18 protein-coding genes and 5 tRNA genes are annotated in these 19,958 nt (G+C 69.5%); 16 read left to right on the top strand and 7 right to left on the bottom strand.

Translation table 11 applies throughout. The features are described 5' to 3' along the window. Window positions 1–320 precede the first annotated feature (320 nt). From OHT51_RS12500 to OHT51_RS12485, 4 genes are all read right to left on the bottom strand, one after another. Window positions 321–896, bottom strand: a complete 576-nt coding sequence (locus OHT51_RS12500) for a GTP-binding protein (protein WP_030051303.1) — start codon at window positions 894–896, stop codon at window positions 321–323. Beyond that, window positions 877–1,275 carry a DUF742 domain-containing protein gene (locus tag OHT51_RS12495; RefSeq protein ID WP_003997626.1) on the bottom strand — a complete coding sequence of 133 codons (399 nt, stop codon included), beginning with the start codon at window positions 1,273–1,275 and terminating at the stop codon, window positions 877–879. The genes OHT51_RS12500 and OHT51_RS12495 overlap by 20 nt, the downstream gene beginning before the upstream one ends. Before the next feature lie 114 nt (window positions 1,276–1,389). After that, on the bottom strand, window positions 1,390–1,803 hold the full coding sequence (locus OHT51_RS12490; protein ID WP_093910158.1) for a roadblock/LC7 domain-containing protein: 414 nt from the start codon (window positions 1,801–1,803) through the stop codon (window positions 1,390–1,392). 9 nt (window positions 1,804–1,812) lie between these two features. Then, window positions 1,813–5,652 (bottom strand): sensor histidine kinase, encoded by a 3,840-nt coding sequence (locus OHT51_RS12485; RefSeq protein ID WP_328878988.1) that lies wholly within the window; start codon window positions 5,650–5,652, stop codon window positions 1,813–1,815. A 599-nt stretch (window positions 5,653–6,251) separates the two neighbouring features. On the opposite strand from OHT51_RS12485, the gene OHT51_RS12480 reads away from it, so the two are divergent. The 10 genes from OHT51_RS12480 to OHT51_RS12435 all read left to right on the top strand — a co-directional run bounded on the left by OHT51_RS12480 (window position 6,252) and on the right by OHT51_RS12435 (window position 12,571). Then, entirely contained in the window at window positions 6,252–6,437 is a 186-nt protein-coding gene (locus tag OHT51_RS12480; RefSeq protein ID WP_328878987.1) for a hypothetical protein, read from the top strand. 127 nt (window positions 6,438–6,564) lie between these two features. Continuing rightward, window positions 6,565–7,350 (top strand): fumarylacetoacetate hydrolase family protein, encoded by a 786-nt coding sequence (locus tag OHT51_RS12475; protein WP_328878986.1) that lies wholly within the window; start codon window positions 6,565–6,567, stop codon window positions 7,348–7,350. Continuing rightward, entirely contained in the window at window positions 7,334–8,818 is a 1,485-nt protein-coding gene (gene gltX, locus OHT51_RS12470; protein WP_328878985.1) for a glutamate--tRNA ligase, read from the top strand. The genes OHT51_RS12475 and gltX overlap by 17 nt, the downstream gene beginning before the upstream one ends. 165 nt (window positions 8,819–8,983) lie before the next feature. Next, window positions 8,984–11,200, top strand: coding sequence for a hypothetical protein (locus OHT51_RS12465; protein ID WP_328878984.1), 2,217 nt, complete (start codon window positions 8,984–8,986; stop codon window positions 11,198–11,200). A gap of 36 nt (window positions 11,201–11,236) precedes the next feature. Then, window positions 11,237–11,968, top strand: coding sequence for an HAD family hydrolase (locus tag OHT51_RS12460; RefSeq protein WP_328878983.1), 732 nt, complete (start codon window positions 11,237–11,239; stop codon window positions 11,966–11,968). A 91-nt stretch (window positions 11,969–12,059) separates the two neighbouring features. Beyond that, window positions 12,060–12,131 (top strand) — tRNA-Gln (locus tag OHT51_RS12455). Window positions 12,132–12,170: 39 nt separating this feature from the next. Beyond that, window positions 12,171–12,243: transfer RNA gene (locus OHT51_RS12450), tRNA-Glu, on the top strand. Between the two features lie 62 nt (window positions 12,244–12,305). After that, window positions 12,306–12,378 (top strand) — tRNA-Glu (locus OHT51_RS12445). Window positions 12,379–12,398: 20 nt separating this feature from the next. Beyond that, window positions 12,399–12,470: transfer RNA gene (locus tag OHT51_RS12440), tRNA-Gln, on the top strand. A gap of 28 nt (window positions 12,471–12,498) precedes the next feature. Further along, a tRNA-Glu gene (locus tag OHT51_RS12435) sits at window positions 12,499–12,571 on the top strand. Between the two features lie 161 nt (window positions 12,572–12,732). On the opposite strand, the gene ndgR is transcribed toward OHT51_RS12435, so the two are convergent. Further along, a complete protein-coding gene (gene ndgR, locus OHT51_RS12430; RefSeq protein WP_328423005.1) occupies window positions 12,733–13,449 on the bottom strand; it encodes an IclR family transcriptional regulator NdgR in 717 nt (238 codons plus the stop codon). Between the two features lie 202 nt (window positions 13,450–13,651). Here ndgR and leuC point away from each other — a divergent pair, with 202 nt between their 5' ends. From leuC to OHT51_RS12410, 4 genes are all read left to right on the top strand, one after another. Then, window positions 13,652–15,082 (top strand): 3-isopropylmalate dehydratase large subunit, encoded by a 1,431-nt coding sequence (gene leuC, locus OHT51_RS12425; RefSeq protein WP_328878982.1) that lies wholly within the window; start codon window positions 13,652–13,654, stop codon window positions 15,080–15,082. Between the two features lie 6 nt (window positions 15,083–15,088). Continuing rightward, entirely contained in the window at window positions 15,089–15,682 is a 594-nt protein-coding gene (gene leuD, locus OHT51_RS12420) for a 3-isopropylmalate dehydratase small subunit (protein WP_328878981.1), read from the top strand. Window positions 15,683–15,973: 291 nt separating this feature from the next. Further along, entirely contained in the window at window positions 15,974–16,204 is a 231-nt protein-coding gene (locus OHT51_RS12415; protein ID WP_328878980.1) for a hypothetical protein, read from the top strand. A gap of 137 nt (window positions 16,205–16,341) precedes the next feature. Further along, window positions 16,342–16,986, top strand: a complete 645-nt coding sequence (locus OHT51_RS12410) for an HU family DNA-binding protein (protein ID WP_328878979.1) — start codon at window positions 16,342–16,344, stop codon at window positions 16,984–16,986. Window positions 16,987–17,066: 80 nt separating this feature from the next. Here the strand turns inward: OHT51_RS12410 and OHT51_RS12405 are convergent, their stop codons facing one another. Continuing rightward, window positions 17,067–17,270, bottom strand: a complete 204-nt coding sequence (locus tag OHT51_RS12405) for a hypothetical protein (protein WP_328878978.1) — start codon at window positions 17,268–17,270, stop codon at window positions 17,067–17,069. A gap of 10 nt (window positions 17,271–17,280) precedes the next feature. Further along, window positions 17,281–17,937 (bottom strand): 2-phospho-L-lactate guanylyltransferase, encoded by a 657-nt coding sequence (gene cofC / locus OHT51_RS12400; protein WP_328878977.1) that lies wholly within the window; start codon window positions 17,935–17,937, stop codon window positions 17,281–17,283. A gap of 170 nt (window positions 17,938–18,107) precedes the next feature. On the opposite strand from cofC, the gene OHT51_RS12395 reads away from it, so the two are divergent. Then, complete coding sequence (locus OHT51_RS12395) at window positions 18,108–18,899, top strand: lysophospholipid acyltransferase family protein (protein WP_328878976.1); 792 nt, start codon at window positions 18,108–18,110, stop codon at window positions 18,897–18,899. Beyond that, the gene (locus OHT51_RS12390; protein ID WP_328878975.1) at window positions 18,896–19,906 is read left to right on the top strand and encodes an NAD(P)H-dependent glycerol-3-phosphate dehydrogenase; all 1,011 of its coding nucleotides are present in this window, start codon (window positions 18,896–18,898) and stop codon (window positions 19,904–19,906) included. Before OHT51_RS12395 ends, OHT51_RS12390 begins: the two co-directional genes overlap by 4 nt. Window positions 19,907–19,958: the final 52 nt, after the last annotated feature.

The raw sequence follows: 19,958 nt of genomic DNA, 5'->3' as shown, positions 1-19,958 counted from the left end.
CATCGAGTACGCAGTACTGCTGAGTACGTCTTTGACTATTGGGCAGTTCTCGCATTCCAGCACGTCGGCCTGCGCTCTTCCAAACAGTGGAAGTCGAGGATTCCGGATGATGTAAGCCCTAGATAAAACGGTCATAAAGAGCGAGCCCCGTCAAAAGACGGGGCGTTTGTGCGCGCAGCGACACCGCTTGACCGCGACGAGTGGCCGTACCACCCGATTCCTCTGCCGAAACGTTATGAACAACGAAGCCGACCGTGTCAAAGGCCACAGCCGGCTCCGGTACATCTACGACAACTGCCGTATGACGCTCCCGACTTGCGTTACCGCAGCCGGGCCATCAGCGCGTGCTCGACCAGCGTGATCAGCGCGCTCTTGGCATCCGCCCGGTGCCGGGCGTCGGTCGTGATGATCGGCGCGTCCGGGCCGATCTGCAGCGCCTCGCGCACCTCGTCGGGTGTGTAGGGCTGGTGTCCGTCGAAGCCGTTGAGGGCTATGACGAACGGGAGCCCGCTGTTCTCGAAGTAGTCGACCGCGGGGAAGCAGTCGGCGAGACGGCGGGTGTCCACCAGGACGACGGCGCCGATGGCGCCGCGTACCAGGTCGTCCCACATGAACCAGAAGCGGTCCTGGCCGGGTGTACCGAAGAGGTACAGGATCAGGTCCTGGTCCAGGGTGATACGACCGAAGTCCATCGCCACCGTGGTGGTGGTCTTGTCCCCGGTGTGCGTGAGGTCGTCGATGCCCGCGCTCGCGGACGTCATGACGGCCTCGGTGCGCAGCGGGTTGATCTCCGAGACCGCGCCGACGAACGTGGTCTTGCCCACGCCGAAGCCACCCGCCACCACGATCTTCGCGGAGGTGGTCGCCCGGCCTGGTTCAGAGCTTGCGAAGTCCACTGAGCACCCTTTCGAGCAGCGTCACGTCCGGAGCGCCGCCGTTGTTCTCGTCGCCACCCGGCTGGTGAATGGCGACCAGGCCGGCCTCCGCGAGGTCCGCGACGAGGATCCTGGCCACGCCCAGCGGCATGGAGAGGAGCGCCGACACCTCGGCGACCGACTTCACCTCACGGCACAGGTGGCAGATGCGCTGGTGCTCCGGGAGGAGTCCCATGAGTGCTGCCGGGTCGGCCGTGGTGCTGATCAGAGCCTCGATGGCCAGCTGGTAGCGCGGCCGGGTCCGGCCGCCGGTCATCGCGTACGGACGAACCAGCGGCTGGTCGCCCTCATCCTCGTACGGCTCCGCGTACGGATCATGAGAGGCGGTGGGCGGGGTCATGAATCCTCCGGGCTGGGACAGCAAGTCGGTCAGTCAAGCCGTCTGGTAAGGGGCCAGTGGGGGGATTGTGGCGGCCGGACGGTGATTTGGTGAGACGGGTGGATCCGGGAGCGATCAGTGGAGCAGACTGCCTTGGAGCTCGGCGCGCAGGTCCGGGGTGAGCACCGCGCCCGCGCGGTCGACCAGCAGCGCCATCTCGTAGCCGACGAGGCCGATGTCGCATTCGGGGTGTGCGAGTACGGCGAGGGACGAACCGTCCGAGACGGACATGAGGAAGAGGAACCCCCGTTCCATCTCCACGACCGTCTGGGCCACGCTGCCGCCGTCGAAGATCCGCGACGCCCCCGCCGTCAGCGAGGTCAGACCCGACGCCACGGCCGCCAGCTGGTCGGCCCGATCGCGCGGGAAGCCCTCCGACATCGCCAGCAGCAGGCCGTCCGCGGACACGACGACGGTGTGGGACACACCCGGGGTGTTGTCCACGAAGTTGGTGATCAACCAGTTGAGGTTCTGTGCCGCCTGGCTCATCTGGCTCAACTAACGCTCCTGCTGGTGAGTGGGGTTCGGGAAGCTGCCGGTCTGGCCGTTACCGACCTGGCGACCTTGCGCGATACCCCGACGGAGATTGGTCAGCCGACCGCGTACGTCATCAGGCGCACGCGAGATCTGCGGACCGGCTTGGTGCTGTTGCTGCTGAGCCGTGCCCGGGACGAGGTTGGCCCTGGGGACCCGACGCGGCAGGCCGGAGGTGGTGACCCCGCCCGCGGCGGGCTGCCGGACGCGTTCTGCCTGCCGGACGAGGTCGTCGTTCGGCGAGCTGCGCCAGGCGGTCGATGCGCCCCGCTGAGGAGCGGAGGACTGCTGGGGAGGCGCTGCGGGAGCCTGGGGTTCCCGCGGAGCGGAGGCCGGAGCCTGGCCGCCCGCCTCGGGCTGCTGCCCCTGCGGACCGCCGTGGAACCAGTTGGTCTCCAGCGTGTCGTACAGCGGCGTACGCCCGTCACCGGGACCCGTCGCCGGCGGCAGCGCCTCGGGCTCCTGCCGCGCCGGCCGCTGCTGCGGCCGCTGCGGGACCGGCGGCTGTGCGCCGCCGTAGCCGGAACCGCCGCCGTACGTGCCGTTGGCCTGCGGCCGCTCGAACTGTCCGGTGGAGTCCGGGTTCTGGCGGCCGGGCAGGGTGTGCTGGCCCGTGGAGCCGTTGTCGTAGGCCTGCGGAGCGGGGAACTGACCCGTCTGCGACGCGTTGTTCGGCCCGCCCTGCGGGGTGCCCTGGGGCCGCTGGAACTGTCCGGTGGAGTCCGGGTTCTGGCGGCCGGGCAGGGCGTGCTGGCCGGTCGAGCTGTTGTCGTAGGCCTGCGGGGCGGGGAACTGGCCCGACTGCGACGCGTTGTTCTGCCCGGCGCCCGTGGAGCCGAAGACGTCCGAGCGGACGAACTGACCCGTGCTCTGCGGGTTGTACGAACCCGGCGACGTGGCGTCGAAGTCCGGGCGGGCGAACTCGGAGGTCGAGCCCGCACCCTGACGGTCGTCGACCCGCGGCATCCGGGAGGTCTGTGCGGAGTCCTCGTCGTGCCCGCGCGGGGTGTCGAGCGAGGCGCGCGGCACCGGCGGCTGCGCGTTCTCGTCGCTCCAGCTGGGGCGCGAGGACTGGCTGCCGCCCGGCAGCTCGGCACGCGGGCCACCGCGCGGCGGCAGCTGCGGCTGACGGCCACGACGGCCCTTCTCGGCGGGCGGGTTCTGCTGCGACGAAGGACCGCCCGGACGGGACTGGTCACGACCGGAGCCGCCACGGGAGCCGCTGAAGGCGTCCTGGCCGGCACCGAACGGATCCTGACCCGTGCCCGCGGCCTGCAGTCCCTGCGGAGCACCCGGAGCCTGGCCACCGAACCCGGCGCCCGCACCGGCGGGAGCCGGCCGGCCCTGCGACGGCGCGCCCGGACCCTGCTGTCCACGCGGAGCGCCGGGCCCACCCGGAAGTCCGCCACCGTCACGCCCCGGCAGTGCGGCCCGCGGTCCCTGACCGGCACCGAGCCGGCCACCGCCGGACGCACCGGCACCGAGTGCACCACCCGCGGCGCCGCCCGGCGCGCCCGCGCCGAGGGAGCCGCCGCCGGCCTGGGACTGGCGACGGGCGGCAGCCACACCGGCAGCGGCCTGCGCTGCGGCCGGGCCACCGGAGGCACCGGGACCGCCCGGGCCGGGCTTGCCCGGAGCGGGCTTCTTGCCGCCCTGGGCGACATCGACGGGCAGCATGACCAGCGCGGTCGTACCACCGGAGTCGGACGGGCGCAGCTGGATGCGGATGCCGTGCCGCTGCGACAGCCGGCCGACCACGAAGAGGCCCATGCGGCGGGAGACGGAGACGTCCACGGTGGGCGGCGAGGCGAGCCGCTCGTTGATCGCGGCGAGGTCCTCGGGGGAGAGGCCGATGCCGGTGTCGTGGATCTCGATCAGGACGCGGCCGTCGGGCAGCGCGTGACCGGTGACCTTGACCTTGGTCTGCGGGGAGGAGAACGAGGTCGCGTTCTCCAGCAGCTCGGCGAGCAGGTGCACGAGGTCGTTGACGACCCGGCCGGCCACTTCGGTGGTCGGCACGGACGACAGCTCGATGCGCTCGTACTGCTCCACCTCGGACGCGGCGGCGCGGAGCACGTCGACCAGCGGGACCGGACGGGTCCAGCGGCGGCCGGGCTCTTCACCGGCGAGAACGAGGAGGTTCTCACCGTTACGGCGCATGCGGGTCGCGAGGTGGTCGAGCTTGAACAGGGAGGACAGCTGGTCCGGGTCGGCCTCGCGGGACTCCAGTTCGGAGATGAGCGAGAGCTGACGCTGGATGAGGCCCTGGGAGCGGCGCGAGAGGTTGGTGAACATCGCGTTGACGTTGCCCCGCAGCAGGGCCTGCTCGGCGGCGAGGCGGACCGCCTCGCGGTGCACGTCGTCGAAGGCCGCGGCCACCTGGCCGATCTCGTCCCGGGAGTGCACACCGACCGACTCGACGGAGGTGTCGACGTCCTGCGGGTCCGACTCCGACAGCTGCTTGACCAGCTCGGGCAGCCGGTCCTGGGCGACCTTGGTGGCGGTCTCCTCCAGGCGGCGCAGCGAGCGGATCATGGAGCGGGCGACCACGAAGGCGCCGACCAGCGAGACACCGAGCACGAGCAGGATCAGCGCACCGGAGATGATCGCTTCGCGCTCCGACTCGTTGCGCAGCTCGCGGGCCTTCTGCTCCATGTCCTCCAGCAGCGTGGTCTCGATGGCCCGCATCTGCTGGATCTTGGTGGTGCTGTCGTCCACCCAGTCCTTGTAGGAGCGCTTCTCCAGGTCGTCGAGGGCGTTCGGGTTGCCCAGCGCACGGGTGGCGTACTTGTCGCTCGCCGTGATCGTCGGGTTGCCCTTCTCGATCGACTGGAGCAGGTCGGCGGCGCCCTGGATGCCGTAGATGCTCCGGAAGCTCTTCAGCTCGGAGCGCTGGCTCGTCAGGGCCGACTCGGCGTACAGCCGGTCGTTCTCGGAGAGCTTGCCCGCGGTGTCGTTGTTCGCGGGCAGCGCGGCGGCGAGGACGGCGCGCTGGATGGACGCGTACTCCTTGGCGGTGGAGAAGGCCGCCAGGGCACGCGTGCTCTGGATCATCTCCGGGTTGCTGGTCGCCTCCGCCATGTCCTGCGAGAGACCGAGCAGGTTGGTGATCAGGCGGTGGTAGGCCTCCACGGACTGCGTGGAGTTCTGCTTGGCCTGGTAGGCGGTGTTGCGGATCTTCGCGATGTCGCTCAGGTCGCCGACGAGCTGGACGAGGTTGTCACGGACGCCCTTGAGGTTGCCGTCCTTGCTGCTGTCGTCGATCTCCTCGGACGCCTCGATGAAGCTGTCCCTGGCCCGGTCCGTCTTGTCCCGGTAGCCCTTGACCGTGTAGTCCGTCGCCTTCGCGCCGTGCGCGAGCGGGCCGGCGGACTGGTCGCGCTCCTCCTGGAGCGCCGCCGCGAGCTCGGTGGCCCGCTTGGTCATGTCCGTCAGCAGCTTCATGTTGTCGAGCTGCTGGATGTCGTCCATGTTGTCGCTGATGCGCAGGGCGCCCAGCGAGGTGGCCGCGACCACCGGGAGCGTCAGCAGCGCCACCAGACGCGTGGAGATACGCCAGTTGCGCAGGGCTATTCGCGCGCCCGGACCGGTGGCGGACTTGGGGGCCTTCTTCGGCGGCGGTGGCGTGGAAGCGTTGGCCGTCCCCGGGGAAGCCGACACGGCGGGGCGCCCGGAGCGCTCACCGCCGTCGACGGACACGGCCGGGCCCGGGTTCTGGGCGTGCTGGGGCGAGGGACCTCGGTCGGTCCCGCCGTGCTCCGGCTCCGCCGAAGCGCTGCCATCCCTCTTGAAACGTCCCTGCACTAGCGTCGCAACCTCTGGACCAGGCGCCCCTCCGCGTGAGCGGACGGACACGGTGTCGGCGTATTGGGGAGCGTCCTGAACACGCTCCCTGATGGTCGTGAGTGACCGGCGCTGGCTCCCCCTTCTCGCCGCCGCTCGGCGCTCGATGCGCCCCCTGTGCGCCGGCTCGATCCTGCGGCGGTCCGTGGAATTCCAGCACAGTGCCGGATCTCCAACAAGGCCCGTAGGTCGAGCCGTGACATACGTGACACCACGTGAGGGCGAAATTACCTGCCGTAGAAAATGTTCCGGCCCATATCGGACTTATGCCCGCGAGCCGCTCGGGCGCGAGGGGTGTCCCAGTCGCCATGATCAGGAGCGGAATGATGGCTTCAGGTGCTCAATGTCCGTTTCATGGGGGTGAATTGCAGGCCTGAATTGCCCGGTTCGTCCGCAGAGTCGTGAGCAAACTCACATGGGGTTGACAGGGTCTGCGTGGCCGCGGAGGGGAACATCAGGTTTAGCCCGCGCTTTACATGATGTAAGACTTTGACAAACCGCGCCCGCGCGAGGCCCCCTGCCTCCACCGGCGCCCGAACACGACAGGGTCACGTACAACCGTGAAGACGACGATGATGTTCCACAACATAGCCAACCCGCGGCGCACGACGCTGGCGCACCTCAAGGACGCCGACGCCCTGCAGACCCCGGAGCAGGAGCACTCCGTCGACCTCCCGGCGCAGACCGCGAACCCCAGGCGCACCGTCCTCATGGAGATCCCCGCCACGGCCTCCGTCGCTCAGTAGTACGCGCACCGGCCCCGGATCATTCAAGGCGCCCTCACCCGAGGTAATACGCGAGGCACCTGCCCCTTGCCGCGTTAGCCTGGAGCGTCAGACTCCAGCCGGCTCAAGTGAGGGGCGCAGGGATCCCGTGCGCATCGCCAGATTCTCCATCGACGGGAACGTCGCCTTCGGCGCGGTCGAGGGCGACAAGCCTGACGAGCTCGTCCTCGACATCATCAAGGGCATCCCGTTCGCGGACTTCGAGCTCTCCGGTACGAAGGTGCCGCTGAGCAAGGTCAGGCTGCTGCCGCCGGTGCTCCCGAACAAGGTCGTGGCCTTCGGCCGCAACTACGCCGAGCACGCCCGTGAACTCGGCCACGAGGTGCCCGACGCCCCGTTCGCCTTCTTCAAGCCGTCCACCGCGGTGATCGGCCCCGGCGACGAGATCCAGTACCCGTCCTTCACCGAGGACCTCCACCACGAGGCCGAACTGGCCGTCGTCATCGGCCGCATGTGCCGCGAGGTCCCGCGCGATCGCGTCAAGGACGTGATCTTCGGCTACACCTGCGCCAACGACATCACCGCCCGCGACGTCCAGAAGCGCGAGAAGCAGTGGGCCCGGGCCAAGGGCTTCGACACCTCCTGCCCGCTGGGCCCCTGGGTGGAGACGGACCTTGACCTCGACAAGGCGTCCGACCTGACGATCCAGCTCACCGTCAACGGCGAGCAGCGCCAGCTCGGCCGTACCAACGAGATGATCCACCGGATCGAGGATCTGATCGTCAACATCTCCGAGGCCATGACGCTGCTCCCCGGCGACGTGATCCTCACGGGCACCCCGGCAGGGGTCGGCCCCCTCAACGTCGGCGACGAGGTCGCCGTCACCATCGAAGGCATCGGCACTCTCACCAACAAGGTTGTCAAGCGTGGCTAGCGCACCCGTCCGCGTACGTTTCTGCCCCTCGCCCACCGGTAACCCCCACGTGGGCCTGGTCCGCACCGCCCTGTTCAACTGGGCGTTCGCCAAGCACCACCAGGGCACGCTCGTCTTCCGCATCGAGGACACCGACGCTGCCCGCGACTCCGAGGAGTCCTACGAGCAGCTGCTCGACTCGATGCGCTGGCTGGGCTTCGACTGGGACGAGGGCCCCGAGGTCGGCGGCCCGCACGCGCCGTACCGCCAGTCGCAGCGCATGGACCTCTACAAGGAGGTCGGCCAGAAGCTCCTGGACGGCGGTCACGCCTACCACTGCTACTGCTCCCAGGAGGAGCTGGACAGCCGCCGCGAGGCCGCCCGCGCCGCAGGCAAGCCGTCCGGCTACGACGGCCACTGCCGCGCGCTGACCGACGCGCAGGTCGAGGAGTACAAGGCCCAGGGCCGCGCGCCCATCGTGCGCTTCCGCATGCCCGACGAGACGATCACCTTCACGGACCTGGTCCGCGGCGAGCTGACCTTCACCCCGGAGAACGTCCCGGACTACGGCATCGTCCGCGCGAACGGCGCCCCGCTGTACACGCTGGTGAACCCGGTCGACGACGCCCTGATGGAGATCACCCACGTACTGCGCGGCGAGGACCTGCTCTCCTCCACGCCCCGCCAGATCGCCCTGTACAAGGCGCTGACGGAGCTGGGCATCGCCAAGCAGACCCCGCAGTTCGGCCACCTGCCGTACGTGATGGGCGAGGGCAACAAGAAGCTCTCCAAGCGTGACCCCGAGTCGTCGCTGAACCTCTACCGCGAGCGCGGCTTCCTCCCCGAGGGCCTGCTCAACTACCTCTCCCTGCTCGGCTGGTCGCTCTCCGCCGACCAGGACATCTTCACGATGGACGAGATGGTCGCGGCCTTCGACATCGCGGACGTGCAGCCCAACCCGGCCCGCTTCGACCTCAAGAAGTGCGAGTCGATCAACGGCGACCACATCCGCCTGCTCGACGTGAAGGACTTCACGGAGCGCTGTGCCCCCTGGCTGAAGGCGCCGTTCGCCCCCTGGGCGCCGGAGGACTTCGACGAGAGCAAGTGGCACGCGATCGCCCCGCACGCCCAGACACGCCTGAAGGTCCTCTCCGAGATCACGGACAACGTCGACTTCCTCTTCCTCCCGGAGCCGGTGTTCGACGAGCCGAGCTGGACGAAGGCGATGAAGGAGGGCAGCGACGCGCTCCTGACGACCGCCCGCGAGAAGCTGGAGGCGGCCGACTGGACCTCCCCCGAGTCCCTGAAGGAGGCCGTCCTGGCCGCCGGCGAGGCCCACGGCCTCAAGCTCGGCAAGGCCCAGGCCCCGGTCCGCGTCGCCGTCACCGGCCGCACGGTCGGTCTGCCCCTCTTCGAGTCCCTCGAGGTCCTGGGCAAGGAGCAGACGCTGGCCCGCATCGACGCGGCACTGGCCAAGCTGGCCGCATAACGCGTTCACAGCAGGGCGGCGTCCGGTTCGGACGCCGCCCTTCGCGTGTCCGCCCAGACGTCACCCGGAGTTCACCCTTCCAGCCAACTGCTGCTTCCTGAGTGGACGTTGGATGCTCCCTGTGCACATGAGGTGCGTGTGCACCCTGTTGCAGGGGAGGGGAACGTGACTCGTTCACGAAGACTTGCCACGGTGGCGCTCAGCGGGGCGGCGGCGCTGATGTGCGCACTGCCGATCACGCCCGCGCAGGCGGTGGAGTCGCCGGTCGGGACCGTCCGGCTCAGCACGGAGAAGCGTCAGGAGATCCGGTACGTCTGGGCCGCCTCGTCCGGCTTCCGGTACGGCATGGTCGGCGGCGGCTCCACGACCTGGGTGGACTACCCGGGCGTCGTCCCGCCCGCGCACGCCGGACCGGACGACCTGGCCACCGGGGCCGACGTCGTCACCACCATGAACGGTGCGACCGCCACGCAGAAGCACCGTTCCACGGGCGTGACCGCCACCCTCACGATCCCCTCCGGCCAGACCTACCAGGGCGCGGTGGGCTGGAGCGTGCTCACCCGGGACGGCTCCGGTGCTCTCCACGTCCTGCGCGCCGCTCCCGACGGCACCACCACGGACCTGCCGGTCTCCGGCCTTCCGGCGGGCGCCCAGCCCACCGCCTACCCGCAGGGCGGCTCGGTCCGCCGGCTCGCCGTGGTCCACAAGGTCGACGGCACGACGTCCGTCGGTCTCATCGACCTCGCGAACGGCACCTTCCGTACCTACATCACCGGCCTGAGCGCCGCCCCCGAGGCCGTCTACAACGACCGCTGGCTCGTCGCCGACTGGAAGGCGATACGGATCGACTCCGAGCCCGGCACCGAGCCCAGCCCGGTCGCGGGGCTGGCCGGCCGGCTCGAAGCGGTCGTAGGTGATCAAGTCCTCGCCGGGAACCCGGACTTCGTCACAGGTGGCACCCAGCCCGCACTCAATGCCCGCTCCCTCGTGACCGGTGCCGCGAGCACCGTGCTCAGTTCGTCCTTCGGCGGTATCGGCCCGACTCTGGACGGCGGCGCACTCGCCACCGCCGGCACTTCCAGCCTCGACTGGAACGTCCACCGGATCACGCCCACCGAGGACGGCACGGTCACCACCGAGAAGGTGGCCCAGATCCCTGCCTACGCGGTCGGCGTGGAGGGACTGGCCGTCGCCGGCGGCGAGTTGTTCCTGTACGGCTCGACACCGGGCGCCTCCTCCCGGTTCAGCAGCTTCCAGCTGGACGCCACGGGCAGGCCCACGGGTCAGCAGACCCCGCGCAGTCCGGGGATGACCCAGATCACCTGCCTCCCGGGCGACGCCGCCTGCCCCCAGCTGGAGGCTCTGGGCGACGGCCGGGTCTCCTACCTGTGGACCAACGCCGAGGGCCAGGAATTCGTCCACAACGTCGGCCCCGACGCCACGACCCCCAGCCGCTCCGAGCCCACGGGCGGTGACTCCGCCGGCCGTATCCCCGGTGGCACCGGCCGCTATGTGCTCTACAACGGTGGCTCCGGCACACAGAAGGTCGTCGACTTCCCGAGCGGCACGACGGGGGGCGAGACCACCCTCAGCCGCGCCCGCACCGCGGCCGCCGTCTGGGGCCAGACGATGTGGACCCCCGGCAGCACCCAGGGCTCGGTCGTCGGCAAGAGCCTCAAGACGGGCCAGACGGTCGCCACCCTGGCCACCGGCGCGCCCTGCACCCCGAGCGACATCCAGGCGGTCAACACCTGGCTGTACTGGTCCTGCGGCTCCACCGCAGGCGTCTACGACCGGGCGACGAACCGCAAGATCACGGTCCCCGCCGACCAGGGCCCGGCCCGCCTCGCCGACGGTTTTCTGGTCCGTGAGAACCGCACCACCCATGAACTCCTGCTGACCGACTTCCACACCGGTACGGCCGCCACCCGCACCCTGGTCAAGCTGCCCACCACGGACCAGAACACGGGAGGCAGCAACGGCCGCTGGGCCGTCGACCGCTTCGGCGGCCACATCGCCTACCTCAACGGCACCTACGGCGAGGTGTCGATCGTCCGCAGCGGGGTCCCCGCCTCGACGCTCGCGCAGATGGAGGCCCAGACCGACGCGGTCCAGGGCGGTCCGACGAAGTCCAACCCCTGGCAGCCCGTGTGGCAGCTCAACAAGCCCGCCGACTGGACGCTCACCCTGACCAACGGCAGCGGCACGGTCGTGCGCAGCCTCACCGGCAGCACCAAGGGCGCCGCGGTCCGCGCCGCCTGGGACGGCTACGGAGCCGACGGCCGCCGGGTCACCGGCACATACACCTGGAAGCTGACGGCCGAGCCGCGCGACGAGGTGGGCCCCGCCCTCACCGTGACCGGCACCACCACGGTCAACTGACGGACAGCCCCCTGCCGTCCGCGTTACCGTCGGATCATGAGCATCAGGGCCGTGGTCTGGGACGTGGACGACACCATCTTCGACTACACCGCGGCCGACCGCGCCGGAATGCGCGCGCACCTGCTGGCCGAGGGCCTGCTCGACGGGTACGACACCGTCGAGCAGGCCCTCGTGCGCTGGCGGCAGGTCACCGATCAGCAGTGGGCACGGTTCTCGGCGGGGGAGGCGACCTTCGAGGGCCAGCGGCGTGATCGCGTACGGGTCTTCCTCGGCAAGGAGCTCACGGACGCCGAGGCGGAGGCGTGGTTCCAGCGGTACATCACGCACTACGAGGCCGCCTGGGCCCTGTTCCCGGACGTCCTGCCCGTCCTGGACGCCCTCGCGACCAGTCACCGACACGCCGTCCTGTCCAACTCCAGCCTTGTCGTCCAGGACCGCAAACTGCGGGTGCTCGGGGTCCACGACCGGTTCGAGGCGATCCTGTGCGCCGCCGAGCTGGGCATCTCGAAACCGGAGGCCGGCGCCTTCCACGCCGCTTGCACGGCACTGGAGCTCGCCCCGCACCAAGTGGCGTACGTCGGTGATCATCCGGAGATCGACGGGCGGGGTGCCGCCGACGCCGGACTGCTGTCGGTGTGGATCAACCGTGACGGCGTGTACACCAGCGACGACGCCCCCGGCGGGCCGCACCGGATCGCCTCCCTCGCCGAACTCCCCGCGCTCCTCGGCGCGGATACCCGTTTTGGAGCCCCGTCCACCTTCGGGTAATGTTCTTCCTGCGCCGCCGGAGAGCGGGCCGAAAGGCCGGAATCCGGGGGAGCAAACTAGAACGAGATCCCCTCAGGGGCTTGCGTTCCAGTGGCCTATGGTGTAATTGGCAGCACGACTGATTCTGGTTCAGTTAGTCTTGGTTCGAGTCCAGGTAGGCCAGCTCGCAGAGCTCATCTGCGTCGCGGATCTCATCCGCAAAGCCCCCGTTGTGTAGCGGCCTAGCACGCTGCCCTCTCAAGGCAGTAGCGCCGGTTCGAATCCGGTCGGGGGTACAGATCCTTCCCGCGAGGACGGCTCGGGTAGCTCCCACCGACTTCGATGCAGGATCGCTAGGGCCCCCGTTGTGTAGCGGCCTAGCACGCCGCCCTCTCAAGGCGGTAGCGCCGGTTCGAATCCGGTCGGGGGTACTGACTGGTCTAAACCACATTGGTCTATGGTGTAATTGGCAGCACGACTGATTCTGGTTCAGTTAGTCTTGGTTCGAGTCCAGGTAGACCAGCTCGGACCTGCGGAAACGCAGTGTCCAGGCCCCCGTTGTGTAGCGGCCTAGCACGCCGCCCTCTCAAGGCGGTAGCGCCGGTTCGAATCCGGTCGGGGGTACAGATCGATGGCTCTCCACCTCAGCGGATGCGCGTGAGGTGGGGGGCCGTTTCTGTTGTTCGGGCGGGTGCGCGGTGGTGGTGGGGGCTTGTCGCCCCCCTCTTGATCCGTGAACTGTCAGGGCCTGCCGCGGCGTTGAGGCCGGCCCTGACGTCCTTCGATCAGCCCGAGCGACGCAGCGCTTCGGAGAGGCGGCCCGCCGCGTCGATGACCGCCTGTGCGTGCATGCGGCCGGGGTGGCGGGTGAGGCGCTCGATGGGGCCGGAGACCGATACGGCGGCCACCACGCGGTTCGACGGGCCGCGCACCGGCGCGGAGACGGACGCGACGCCCGGCTCGCGCTCGCCGATCGACTGGGCCCAGCCTCGGCGTCGTACGCCGGAGAGGGCCGTCGCTGTGAAGCGGGCGCCCTGCAGACCGCGGTGCAGGCGCTCCGGCTCCTCCCAGGCCATGAGGATCTGCGCCGAGGAGCCCGCCTTCATGGTGAGCGTCGAGCCGACCGGGACCGTGTCCCGCAGGCCGGACAGACGCTCCGCCGCGGCGACGCAGATGCGCATGTCGCCCTGGCGGCGGTAGAGCTGTGCGCTCTCGCCGGTCACGTCACGGAGGTGGGTGAGGACCGGGCCCGCCGTGGCGAGCAGGCGGTCCTCACCGGCCGCCGCGGCCAGTTCCGAGAGGCGAGGGCCGAGAATGAAACGGCCCTGCATGTCACGCGCCACCATGCGGTGGTGTTCCAGAGCCACGGCCAGTCGATGGGCCGTGGGTCGTGCCAGTCCGGTGGCCGAGACGAGCCCTGCGAGGGTGGCCGGACCGGACTCCAGGGCGCTCAGGACAAGGGCTGCCTTGTCCAGAACGCCGACGCCGCTACTGTTGTCCATGAAACGATACTCGCGTCTCACTCTGTGAAACGCAAGTTCAATTTTCCGTGGAACACGCCACTCTGGAAGAACGAAGGCAGAGCGGCCCGTGAATCAGAGCGGGCCTGGCGGCGGACGCCCGGAAGCAGGGGCGCGGGCGCAGGTCGCCTTCTCAAGATCTCTAGTTGGGCCGGTGGACCGTATACCGGCCGGAGGGAAAGCGATGGGTAGGACACTCGCGGAGAAGGTCTGGGACGACCATGTCGTCCGGCGCGCCGAGGGCGAGCCCGACCTCCTCTTCATCGATCTGCACCTGCTGCACGAGGTGACCAGCCCGCAGGCCTTCGACGGCCTCCGCAAGAGCGGTCGCCAGGTGCGCCGGCTCGACCTGACCATCGCCACCGAGGACCACAACACCCCGACCCTCGACATCGACAAGCCCATCGCGGACCCGGTCTCCCGCATCCAGCTGGAGACGCTGCGCAAGAACGCCGCCGACTTCGGTGTGCGCCTGCACCCGCTGGGCGACGTCGAGCAGGGCGTCGTGCACGTCGTCGGCCCCCAGCTGGGACTGACCCAGCCCGGCATGACCGTCGTCTGCGGTGACTCGCACACCTCCACGCACGGCGCCTTCGGCGGTCTGGCGTTCGGCATCGGCACCTCCCAGGTCGAGCATGTGCTGGCCACCCAGACGCTGCCCATGGCCCGCCCGAAGACCATGGCCATCACGGTCAACGGCGAACTGCCCGAGGGCGTCACCGCCAAGGACCTGATCCTGGCGATCATCGCCCGGATCGGCACCGGCGGCGGCCAGGGCTACGTCCTGGAATACCGCGGCTCCGCCATCGAGAAGCTCTCGATGGAGGCCCGGATGACCATCTGCAACATGTCGATCGAGGCCGGCGCCCGCGCGGGCATGATCGCCCCCGACCAGACCACCTTCGACTACCTCGAGGGCCGTCCGCACGCCCCCAAGGGCGAGGACTGGGACGCGGCCGTCGCGTACTGGAAGACGCTGAAGACGGACGAGGGCGCCGAGTTCGACGCCGAGGTCGTGATCGAGGCCGCCGAACTGTCGCCGTTCGTCACCTGGGGCACCAACCCCGGCCAGGGTGCGCCGCTTTCGGCGGACGTCCCCGATCCTGCTTCGTACGAAGACGCTTCGGAGCGCTTCGCCGCCGAAAAGGCCCTGGAATACATGGGGTTGGAGGCCGGTCAGCCGCTGCGCTCCATCAAGGTGGACACCGTCTTCGTAGGCTCGTGCACCAACGGCCGCATCGAGGACCTGCGCGCCGCCGCGGAGCTCGTGAAGGGCCGCAAAGTCGCCGACGGCGTACGGATGCTGGTCGTCCCGGGCTCGGCTCGGGTGGGTCTGCAGGCCGTTTCCGAGGGCCTGGACGTCGTCTTCAAGGAGGCCGGCGCCGAGTGGCGGCACGCGGGCTGCTCGATGTGTCTGGGCATGAACCCCGACCAGCTGGCCCCGGGTGAGCGCTCCGCGTCCACTTCCAACCGCAACTTCGAGGGCCGGCAGGGCAAGGGCGGTCGTACGCACCTGGTGTCGCCGCAGGTCGCGGCGGCCACCGCGGTCCTGGGCCACCTGGCCTCCCCGGCCGACCTGTCCGACGCCGAGACCCGTACGCCCGCTGGAGTCTGATCAGCCATGGAAGCATTCACCACGCACACCGGCCGGGTCGTCCCGCTGCGCCGCTCCAACGTCGACACCGACCAGATCATCCCTGCTCACTGGCTCAAGAAGGTGACCAGGGACGGGTTCGAGGACGGGCTGTTCGAGGCCTGGCGCAAGGATTCGGAGTTCGTGCTCAACCGCCCCGAGCGCGAAGGCGCCACGGTGCTGGTCGCCGGTCCCGACTTCGGCACCGGTTCCTCTCGTGAGCACGCCGTGTGGGCGCTGCAGAACTACGGCTTCAAGGCCGTCATCTCGTCGCGTTTCGCGGACATCTTCCGCGGCAACTCGCTCAAGAACGGCCTGCTCACGGTGGTTCTGGAGCAGAAGATCGTGGACGCGCTGTGGGAGCTCACCGAGAAGGACCCGCAGGCCGAGGTCACGGTCGACCTTCAGGCCCGTGAGGTGCGCGCCGAGGGCATCACCGCCTCCTTCGAGCTGGACGAGAACTCCCGCTGGCGGCTGCTGAACGGCCTCGACGACATCTCGATCACCCTGCAGAACGAGGCCGACATCGCCGCCTACGAGACGAAGCGGCCGTCGTTCAAGCCGCGCACCCTCCAGTCCTGATCCGAGGGGCTGACCCCGAGGCGCGATCCGAGACTTCGAAACAAGGCCACTTTCGGCCACCACAACACCCCCGCAGTACCCCCGATCAGCCCGATCGGGGGTACTGCCATGTCTGCACCCGAACGGCCCTGCGCCGCTCGCCGGCCGCGCTCAACTTCCCACGTTACGAAGGATGTTGAAGGGGTACGCGAGTGTTGTCATCGCGGCTTCCGCAAGTGCCCGGAAGGCCATTTGAGGCCGGAGTTGCACCCCTGGCAGGCGACAACTCGCCCCAGATGGCACAATCTGTGCATGGAACACGACGGCCAACTCGAGCTCTATGCGGCAGTCGCGGACCAACTCAAGGAAGCGCATGGAAGGGTGCGCGCACTGCAAGTCCCGGAGGGCGTACGGATGGCGCTGACCCGGAAGCTGCTGGTCATTACGGCCGCGGCCAAGCACGACGTCGCCGAAGCGACAAGGCGTCTGGAGCGGTTCATGGCGGATCTCGACGCGGGGCGATTCCCCGAAGAGGAACGCTGAACACCTTCGAGACAGTCGAGTCTGTTGCGGCACAAGGGTGATTAGCCCGTTTCGTGTTTGATTTGCGGTATATATCTGCCTAACGTGCGAAAAAGCTTGAACACTTTCGTTCTGGCGATGTCTCCGAAGGGGAAGACGTGAACAAGGCGCAGCTCGTAGAAGCGATTGCCGACAAGATGGGCGGCCGCCAGCAGGCCGCCGAGGCTGTCGACCACGTACTGGACGCCATCGTCCGCGCGGTCGTCTCGGGTGAGCGGGTCTCCGTCACCGGCTTCGGTTCGTTCGAGAAGGTCGACCGGCCTGCTCGTTACGCCCGTAACCCCCAGACGGGCGAGCGGGTTCGGGTCAAGAAGACCTCCGTTCCCCGCTTCCGTGCGGGTCAGGGCTTCAAGGACCTGGTGAGCGGCTCGAAGAAGCTCCCCCGGGGCGGCGAGGTCGCCGTCAAGAAGGCGCCCAAGGGCAGCCTGACCGGTGGCGCCTCGGCGACGGTCAAGAAGGCCGCCGCGAAGAAGACCACCAAGGCGGCCGCGAAGAAGACGACCGCGAAGAAGACGACGGCCAAGAAGACGACGGCCGTCGCCAAGAAGACCACCGCGAAGAAGGCGCCGGCGAAGAAGACCACGGCCGCCGCCAAGAAGACCACCGCGGCGAAGAAGACCACGGCCAAGAAGGCGACGGCCAAGAAGGCCCCGGCGAAGAAGGCGACCGCCAAGAAGGCGCCCGCCAAGAAGTCGACGGCTCGCAAGACCACGGCCAAGAAGGCCACCGCCCGCAAGAGGTAGAACTGCGGGTCACAGGTAGCACCGCAGGGCACTCACGCGCCGGGCCGGACTCCCCGTGGAGTCCGGCCCGCGGCGTGTTTCTAGAGGGTCTGCAGCGTCACCAGCGTGATCCGCAGGGCCGCGCCGTCGCCTTCCGTCTCGATGCGGACCCGCTGCCCGGGGCGCAGCAGCCTCAGGCCGCCCGCGTCGAACGCCGGGGCGTCGAAGGGGACGGGGGTGCCGTCGTCCAGGAGGACACTGCCGGAGCGGGTGTCTTCGTCGTAGGTGTATGCGGTGGCCTGCATGGCTGCAACCCTACGACGGGTTGTGGTTCGGGTGCGGGGCGATGAGCAGACGTGCCGCTGCCGCCGTCGTTCGCGAGCCCACGCCCAGGGCCAGCGCGGCCCGCAGATCCTCGCCGGTGTCCACATCCTGGCGTACCGAGTCCACCTCGTCGAGGCACAGTTCCACTGCCCCGGACGCACGATGGCGGGCCCGGGAATCCTCGCCGAATGCGGGCCGCAATTCATGTCCGGGGGCAGCGGCCAGCAGAGTGGTACCGATTGCCGCGGCGTCGGGGAGGAAAGCGCGGGGGAATTCCGCCGCAGCGTCCAGGACGCGGGCCAATTCCAGCGGGCGCAGGGCCGGGAGATCGGCGTTCAGGGCCGCCAGGGCGCTTTCGGGACGGGACGACCGTACGACTGCCGCCGCGTGGGCCAGTGCCGCGTTCAGGCCGCCGCCCGGCTCGTCCGGGACGATGTGCGCGCCAAGTGCGCCCAGCTCGCGGCCCGCCAGCGCGTCGCCCGTGACGACTGCCACATCCTTCACCGCCGGGCAGGCCAGCGCCGCCACCACGGTGTCCTGGGCGAACGCGAGGGCCAGGCCCGGGCGCAGCCCGTCCGAAGCGGTGTCCGACAGCCTGCTCTTCGCCCGCGCCAAGGGTTTCAGGGGTATGACCAAGGTCCACTGCACGCGCGTTCCGTCCCTCTCTAGTCGCCGCCATTGTCACTCAGCCGTCACCAGGGCCATCCGGCAGCCGCGACGGCGAGGCGTACGGTGTTCTCGACAGACCGGCGGCCTGGGGCGACACTTGTGCGGCCCCCAGGCCCGATGTCCTTGATTCCTAGAGGAAGGTGCTCCGCGTGCCCCGCCGCAGAATCGGCTTCTGGTACCGCTTCGCCGCGGTGCTCTGCAAACCGCCGCTGGTGGTTCTGATCAAGCGGGACTGGCGTGGAATGGAGCACATTCCGGCCGAGGGTGGATTTATCACCGCGGTGAACCACAATTCGCACATCGATCCCTTCGCGTACGCGCACTTTCAGTACAACACCGGCCGGGTTCCGCGATTCCTGGCGAAGAGCGCGCTTTTCAAGAAGGGATTCGTCGGCGCCGCGATGCGCGGCACCGGCCAGATCCCCGTCTACCGGGAGACCACGGACGCGCTGAGCGCCTTCCGGGCCGCGATCGACGCCGTCGAGCGCGGTGAGTGCGTCGCGTTCTACCCCGAGGGCACCATCACCCGGGACCCGGACCAGTGGCCCATGACGGGCAAGACCGGTGCCGCCCGCGTCGCCCTGCAGACCAAGTGCCCGGTGATCCCCGTCGCGCAGTGGGGCGCCAACGAGTTGCTGCCGCCGTACGCCAAGAAGGCCAACGTCCTTCCGCGCAAGACCCACCGGGTGCTTGCAGGCCCGCCGGTCGACCTCGCGCGCTTCTACGACAAGGAGATGACCCCGGAGTTGCTGAAGGAGGCGACCGAGGTCATCATGGCCGCCGTCACCCGCCAGCTGGAGGAGATCCGCGGCGAGAAGGCGCCGCGGACGCCGTACGATCCGCGTCAGGAGCGCATCGAGCAGCGGCGCCGGACCTCCGCTCAGAACCGGCAGACGCCAGCGCAGTCGAAGGCCGAGCAGGAAGAGGGGCAGGGCACGTGAGCAAGCCCGTCAAGGCGGCCGTCATGGGCACCGGATCGTGGGGCACCGCCTTCGGCATGGTCCTCGCCGACGCGGGCTGCGAGGTGACCCTCTGGGCCCGCCGCCCCGAACTTGCGGAAGCGGTCAACTCCACCCGCACGAACCCCGACTACCTCCCCGGCGTCGAGCTCCCGGAGAACCTGCGGGCGACGCCCGACCCCGCCGAGGCCGCGCACGGCGCCGACTTCACGGTCCTCGCCATCCCCTCGCAGACGCTGCGCGGCAACCTCGCCGAGTGGACCCCGCTGCTCGCGCCCGGCACGGTCCTCGTCTCGCTGATGAAGGGCGTCGAACTCGGCTCCGCGATGCGGATGAGCGAGGTCATCGATGATGTCGCCAAGGTCGGTTCGGACCGGATCGCCGTGGTCACGGGACCGAACCTCGCCCGTGAGATCGCCGCGCGGATGCCGGCCGCCGCGGTGGTCGCCTGCACGGACGAGGCTGTCGCCCAGCGCCTCCAGGCCGCCTGTCACACGCCGTACTTCAGGCCCTACACCGAGACCGACGTGGTGGGCTGCGAGCTGGGCGGTGCCGTGAAGAACGTCATCGGGCTCGCCGTCGGCATCGCGGACGGCATGGGGCTCGGCGACAATGCCAAGGGCTCGCTCATCACGCGCGGCCTCGCCGAGACCGCGCGGCTCGGGGTCCGGCTGGGCGCCGACCCGATGACGTTCGCGGGACTCGCCGGCCTCGGCGACCTGGTGGCGACCTGTTCCTCGCCGCTGTCGCGCAACCACACGTTCGGCACCAACCTCGGCAAGGGCATGACCCTGCAGGAGACCATCGCGGTCACCAAGCAGACCGCCGAGGGCGTCAAGTCCTGTGAGTCCGTGCTGGATCTGGCCCGCCGGCACGGCGTCGACATGCCCATCACGGAGACCGTCGTCGGCATCGTGCACGAGGGCAAGCCGCCCGTGGTCGCCCTGAAGGAGCTGATGTCGCGCAGCGCGAAGCCTGAGCGACGCTGAGCGAACACCGGCACGCCCTCCGGGTTACACGCGGGCCGAACGCTGACTCGGA

The organism is Streptomyces sp. NBC_00299 (genome assembly GCF_036173045.1).
GTDB lineage: Bacteria > Actinomycetota > Actinomycetes > Streptomycetales > Streptomycetaceae > Streptomyces > Streptomyces machairae.
Note: the sequence above shows the minus strand (reverse complement) of the source record. Positions and strands in the feature narration are given on the sequence as shown.

What these genes read in the sequence shown, in the direction of transcription:
- OHT51_RS12495 (WP_003997626.1), bottom strand. Translation starts at nt 1,275, where the DNA reads ATGACCCCGCCCACCGCCTCTCATGATCCGTACGCGGAGCCGTACGAG.
- OHT51_RS12490 (WP_093910158.1), bottom strand. Translation starts at nt 1,803, where the DNA reads ATGAGCCAGGCGGCACAGAACCTCAACTGGTTGATCACCAACTTCGTG.
- OHT51_RS12460 (WP_328878983.1), top strand. Translation starts at nt 11,237, where the DNA reads ATGAGCATCAGGGCCGTGGTCTGGGACGTGGACGACACCATCTTCGAC.
- ndgR (WP_328423005.1), bottom strand. Translation starts at nt 13,449, where the DNA reads ATGGACAACAGTAGCGGCGTCGGCGTTCTGGACAAGGCAGCCCTTGTC.
- leuC (WP_328878982.1), top strand. Translation starts at nt 13,652, where the DNA reads ATGGGTAGGACACTCGCGGAGAAGGTCTGGGACGACCATGTCGTCCGG.
- leuD (WP_328878981.1), top strand. Translation starts at nt 15,089, where the DNA reads ATGGAAGCATTCACCACGCACACCGGCCGGGTCGTCCCGCTGCGCCGC.
- OHT51_RS12415 (WP_328878980.1), top strand. Translation starts at nt 15,974, where the DNA reads ATGGAACACGACGGCCAACTCGAGCTCTATGCGGCAGTCGCGGACCAA.
- OHT51_RS12405 (WP_328878978.1), bottom strand. Translation starts at nt 17,270, where the DNA reads ATGCAGGCCACCGCATACACCTACGACGAAGACACCCGCTCCGGCAGT.